This is a genomic window from Saccharopolyspora sp. (assembly GCF_017434145.1).
GTDB lineage: Bacteria > Actinomycetota > Actinomycetes > Mycobacteriales > Pseudonocardiaceae > Saccharopolyspora_C > Saccharopolyspora_C galaxeae.
This window is the reverse complement of sequence record NZ_JAFRFW010000115.1, coordinates 1-4,964: the sequence shown is the minus strand read 5'-3', so window position 1 is coordinate 4,964 and position 4,964 is coordinate 1. Positions and strand designations below refer to the sequence as shown.

5 protein-coding genes are annotated in these 4,964 nt (G+C 65.6%); all 5 read right to left on the bottom strand.

The window, feature by feature from the left end:
* Positions 1 to 550, bottom strand: a 550-nt coding sequence (locus IJH84_RS03060) for a methyltransferase domain-containing protein (RefSeq protein WP_295139932.1), incomplete at its 3' end; no start/stop codon positions are given.
* A gap of 41 nt (positions 551 to 591) precedes the next feature.
* Positions 592 to 2,049, bottom strand: a complete 1,458-nt coding sequence (locus tag IJH84_RS03055; RefSeq protein WP_295139930.1) for a 4-hydroxyphenylacetate 3-hydroxylase N-terminal domain-containing protein — start codon at positions 2,047 to 2,049, stop codon at positions 592 to 594.
* Between the two features lie 5 nt (positions 2,050 to 2,054).
* The gene (locus tag IJH84_RS03050; RefSeq protein WP_295139928.1) at positions 2,055 to 2,609 is read right to left on the bottom strand and encodes a flavin reductase family protein; all 555 of its coding nucleotides are present in this window, start codon (positions 2,607 to 2,609) and stop codon (positions 2,055 to 2,057) included.
* Positions 2,606 to 4,441: an asparagine synthase (glutamine-hydrolyzing) gene (gene asnB, locus IJH84_RS03045; RefSeq protein ID WP_295139934.1), complete on the bottom strand. Its 1,836-nt coding sequence runs from the start codon at positions 4,439 to 4,441 to the stop codon at positions 2,606 to 2,608. The genes IJH84_RS03050 and asnB overlap by 4 nt, the downstream gene beginning before the upstream one ends.
* Before the next feature lie 29 nt (positions 4,442 to 4,470).
* Positions 4,471 to 4,964: hypothetical protein (locus tag IJH84_RS03040; RefSeq protein WP_295139926.1), on the bottom strand; the 494-nt coding region annotated here is incomplete at its 5' end.

Below are 4,964 nucleotides of genomic sequence, written 5' to 3'. Positions count from 1 at the left end.
TCTCGCTCGCAGCTCTGGCGCGGGTACTGATTCCGGGCAGCTCCGCTAGTGCGCGGACCTCAAATCCCGTTCGGATCAGCGCCTCACGGACGAGCAGGTCCTCACCGCCCACTTGCGTTTCCTCGTCGAGCGCCGGGTGGTGCGTGGTGAGGAGAAAGACGCCGCCCCCTGCGAGGTGATGGCCCACCCACTCGAACACCGTGGGCTCGTCCGGATAAAGCCAGTGCAGTACCGACGTCATGGTGATGAGGTCGAACTTCCGGTTCAGGAGCGCCAGGTTGCGCAAATCGGCTTCCTGGACATCACCTCGATCCCCGACCCGTGTGCGCGCAGTTTCCACTCGGTTGCGGGCTCCGTCCACGCCGAAGCTGTGCTCCAGTGCCGGCCAGCGTTCCTGCGCCATCTGCAGCATCACACCGGTACCGCACCCGAGGTCGGCGATGCTGGTGGGCGTCTTCTCGATCAGCCCGAGGATCCGCTCGTAATCCTTCGCTTGGCGCAGGTGGCTGATCGTGTCGTAGCCTTCAAGATCGCGGGCGCGTCGGACCAAGTCACTGGACCCGCCTAGCGGGTGCCGGACGCCACCCGCCGTCATAACGGCCCCTCGACCAGTTCGGTGATCCGCTCACGCATTTCGTTCTGGTCGTGCTTCATGAACAGGTTGACACGGTTGCGAGTCAGGTTTCCGCGGTGAACGTACTCGTAGAGGTCCTGCCGCTGACCGAAGCTGTCCGCGGTCAGATCCCACGCTAGCCGGAACAAGCGGGACTTCCGGTCGACGTCCATGTCCTTGCCCCGCATGTAGCGTTCCAGGTAATCCCGTAGATCCGGGCTGCGCAGGTCCTTCTCGCTGGGCTGCATGAGGATTCCCGACTGACCGATGTTGCGGACGATTTCCACGGCCCGGCCCGCCACTTCGGCCGCCCAAATCGCCGCTGCCGGAGTCGGGCCGGGGGCGACGAGACCGGCGTCGGTAGTCGTCGCGGTGGCTTCCCCAGCGTCGAGGAAGTGACCGAGGATCTCGACGTAGCCGGCCAGCTCACCGAGTTCGTCCTGGATGTTGCGGAACCCGTCGACACCGATCGACTCGGCGAGCAGGGTCGCCACTCCGAGCAACGTGCGAAGCCGTTCTTGGTACCGGATCTGACCGATGTACTGGCTCCACGCATTGATCCGCCGAAGTCCTTCGTTCGCGAGCGCTCCGTCGTGCAGCAGGAACACCCGGTCCCACGGCACCACGACGTCGTCGAAGAACAGCATCGCGTCCTGCTCGTCGAACCGGCGAGCAAAGTGGTGGGCGTGCCCGTAGGGCTCGGAGCCGAACGGTTCGCGGCACAGCACGTGCAGCCCCGTCGCGTTCATCGGCAGCGCGAACCACATCACGAACTTCTCGGAACCGCGCTGGGCGAACGACGCCGACAGGTATACGAGCACCTCGTGGGCGAACGGGGCCAGAGTCGTAAGTTGCTTGGCGCCCCGCACGACGATACCGGCGTCGTCCTCACGCACTATCCGGAGCGCGAGGTCCGGATCGTCCAGCGGCGTTGAGCCCCGCTCGATCTGCGGGTCACCGAGAGCGTGCGTCAATACTAGGTCGCGTTCGGCGGCGAACCGGTGGTACGCGACGGCGTTCTCGCCGAACTGTGCTCCTTGCGTCGCGAGGCGCAGGTGGAAGTCGTGCAATCCCACAGCGATCGACGACATGAACGCCGGGGAACGGCCGTGCTGTCCCCACGATTCCCGCATCCACGTCGTCGCGCTGCGCCGGGCGGCCCGGAGGTCGTCGAACGTACGCGGGAGTTGGTAGCCGCGGCTGATCCGTTTCCCAGATCGCTCGTCGAAAACGGTGAGTTCGTCTGCGCGCTCCGGGTCGTGCTGGAGGTCCAGCAGGCTTCCGAGCTCCGCGACGGCCCCGGATAGAGCGGGATGTTCGGCGACGTTCTTGACGCGCTCCCCGTCGAGCCAGACGTTGCGCCCGTCGTCGAGGCTGCGCCGGAACCGGTCGTCGTCGAGCACGCCGCGCGGTTCGACGGGTGATTCAAGGGCCATGTCGATTACCTTCCGAGTGTGCTGATCGGGCTATCCTGATCGAGGCCGTAGTACCGGCCCCGGTGGTGCACCAGCGGAGTGCCGCCGTTGCGCTGCAGCGAGACCACTTCTCCGATGAGGACCGCGTGGTCTCCCGCAGGGATCAGGCCGTGGAGGCGGCAGTCGAACCAGCCGAGGCAGTCGTCCAACACGGTGCCGCCGCTGGGCACGGGTACGAGTCGGCTGGGCGGACTGGTTCCGCGATGCGACTCGTGCACCGCGTAGAAGTTCGAAACCGCGATTTGGTCCGCGCGCAGGATGCTCACGGAGAAGCCTTCGGTTTCCTCCGCGGTCGCCACCAACGGACTGCCACCGCCGATGGCGACGGTGACCAGCATCGGGTCGAGCGATAGCGAGGTGAACGACGACACGGTCTTGGCAGTGACGCTGTCGTGGTGCCGAACCGCCACCACCGTGATACCTGTCGGGAATTCTCGCGCGACTTCCTTGAAAGCATCGCCGGCCAGGCCCCGCGTGGAATCCGCCACACTGGGCGTCCGCAGACCTCTGTGGACGCTCATCCGAGGGTCACCTCGCAACTTCCGAGCCACCGGTTCATCGCCAGGATGTAGTCCAACCCGCCGGTGGGGTGCGGCGCCGCACGCGGGCCCGGTAGGACCGCGCCGTCCTGGAGCATGGTCTTGACCTTGGCTCGGTCCACGAGGTCGAAAACGGGGGCGTCCTTCTCGAGTAGGTCCTCGACGCGACTGGTGAGTGCCCTTCGATAAGCGGGGGCGGATCTCGCCGGATAGCCGCTCGTCGGCCGGTTCAGCACGGAGTCCGGGATGACGTCGCGGACCGCGTCGCGCAGCAGTTGCTTGGGAACTCCATCGCGGCACTTGAAGTCCCAAGGAACGTTCCACAAGTACTCGACGAGGCGATGATCGGCGAATGGCACCCGGGCCTCGAGGCTGGCCGCCATGCTCATGCGGTCCTTGCGGTCCAGCAGCGCGGGCAACCAGCGGGTCAGGGCTAGGTAGGTGATCTCCCGCGCACTACGCCGTTCACCCGCTTCTCCGGACAGCGCGGGGACCTCCGCCAACGCCGCACCGAGCCGCTCCCGCGCGTACTCCTCGGGACGTACCGCTTCGGCGACGTCCGGGCGCAGCAATGCCGCAGGCGATTGCTTGCCATGCATCCAAGGGAACGTCTCGGGCGGGCCGAACCTCGTCCTCTTGAAGAACGGGTACCCGCCGAAGACCTCATCCGCCACTTCACCGGACAAGGCAACGGTCACGTGCTCCCGGATTCCGCGGAAGAGCAAGTGAACGGACACATCCGGCTCGCCCCACCCCGGCCAGTCTCGGGCATCCAAGCTCAAGTTGCGGTGTTGGACCAGCTCGGTCCCGGGGACAAGGACGTTGGTGTGCGCGGTTCCCGAACCAGCGACGACATCGGCGATGTAGGGAGCGTCGCCGCTGTTGTTCCAATCTCCCAGCTGCTCCGGCTGCTCATCGTCGGGGAAATCGACGGAGAAAGTGGCCAGCTTGTCCTCCCCGCGGCCAGGGGTGCCGGCAGCGAACGCGGTGAGCACACTGGAGTCGAGACCGCCGGAAAGCAGCATCCCGATCGGTACATCGCTGACGAGCTGTCGTCTGACCGAGTCCACGATCAGCTCGCGGACGGCGCGGACCGTCTCGTCGTAGTCGTCTTGGTGTTCGGCCGACTCCAAGCGCCAGTACTGCTGCTCGTCGACGCCCGCACGGGAATAGCGAACGAGGTGTCCCGGCTTGACCTCACGCATCCCGAGATACGGCGTGATACCGGGCGTCGGCGCCGTGGGGACCGCGAACAGCTCGGCCACGCCCTCCGCGCCGACCCGTGGGGTGAAAGACGGATGCTCCAGGATTGCTTTCGGTTCCGAACCGAACAGCACATAACCGTCCCCGACCGCGTAGTACAATGGTTTGATGCCCAAGCGGTCCCGAGCCAGCAGCAATTCTTGTGCGGGGATATCCCAGACCGCGAACGCGAACATCCCGTTCAGACGCTCGACGCAGGCTTCGCCCCATTCGAGGTAGCTCCGAACCACCACCTCCGTGTCGGATTCCGTGCGAAATCGGTGCCCACGCATGATGAGTTCCGAACGCAGCTCCTGGTAGTTGTACACTTCTCCGCTGTAGGTGATCACGGCGAGCAGTTCGCCGTCCTGACTTCGAACGGGAAACGGTTGCGCTCCGCCCACCAGGTCGATCACCGCCAGTCGACGATGACCTAAGGCCGCCCGCCGAGACAGCCATACCTCACCCGCGTCCGGGCCGCGCGGCCGCATCGTGTCCGTCATCGACCGGATCGTTCGTCCTTGCTCGCGCAGATCCCGGCACCAGTCGACCCAGCCAGCGATACCGCACATAACTCCTCCTCGGAAATTCCGCGCCGGATTCAGGGCAGCGTTGCTCGCCTGGCGACCCAGCGACAGCCCGGACCGCCGGACCCGTTCGTCAACTCGTATTCGGAACGATAGCCCTTGATCTCGATATTCGACGACGTCGCGTGCGTGCAGTACTCGCACGGCGATTCCAACGTGATGGTGACGTCCCGCTTCCGCGCCTTCTCGCGGTAGTCCCAGATGGCGCAATGCGAAATCTCCACTTGCGCCGATTCCTCACCGGCGACCACGTGAAATTCCGAGCCGTACAGCTCTGCCTGTCGCGCTATGCGCCGGATCGGGTCCACCGGACCACCTTCCGGATCCGGCTCCACGTGCCGGTGCATCTCCGCGTTGGCCTCGGCCCACGCCTTGAGCTCATCGTGTCCGTATCGGTCCACCAGGAACCGCTCCATGAGCGCCTGCGCCCGGAAAAAGACCTGCTGCCAGCCGTGCGGATCCGCCGGTACCGCATCAGGAACCTCCGCGAATATCTCCGCCCGCACAC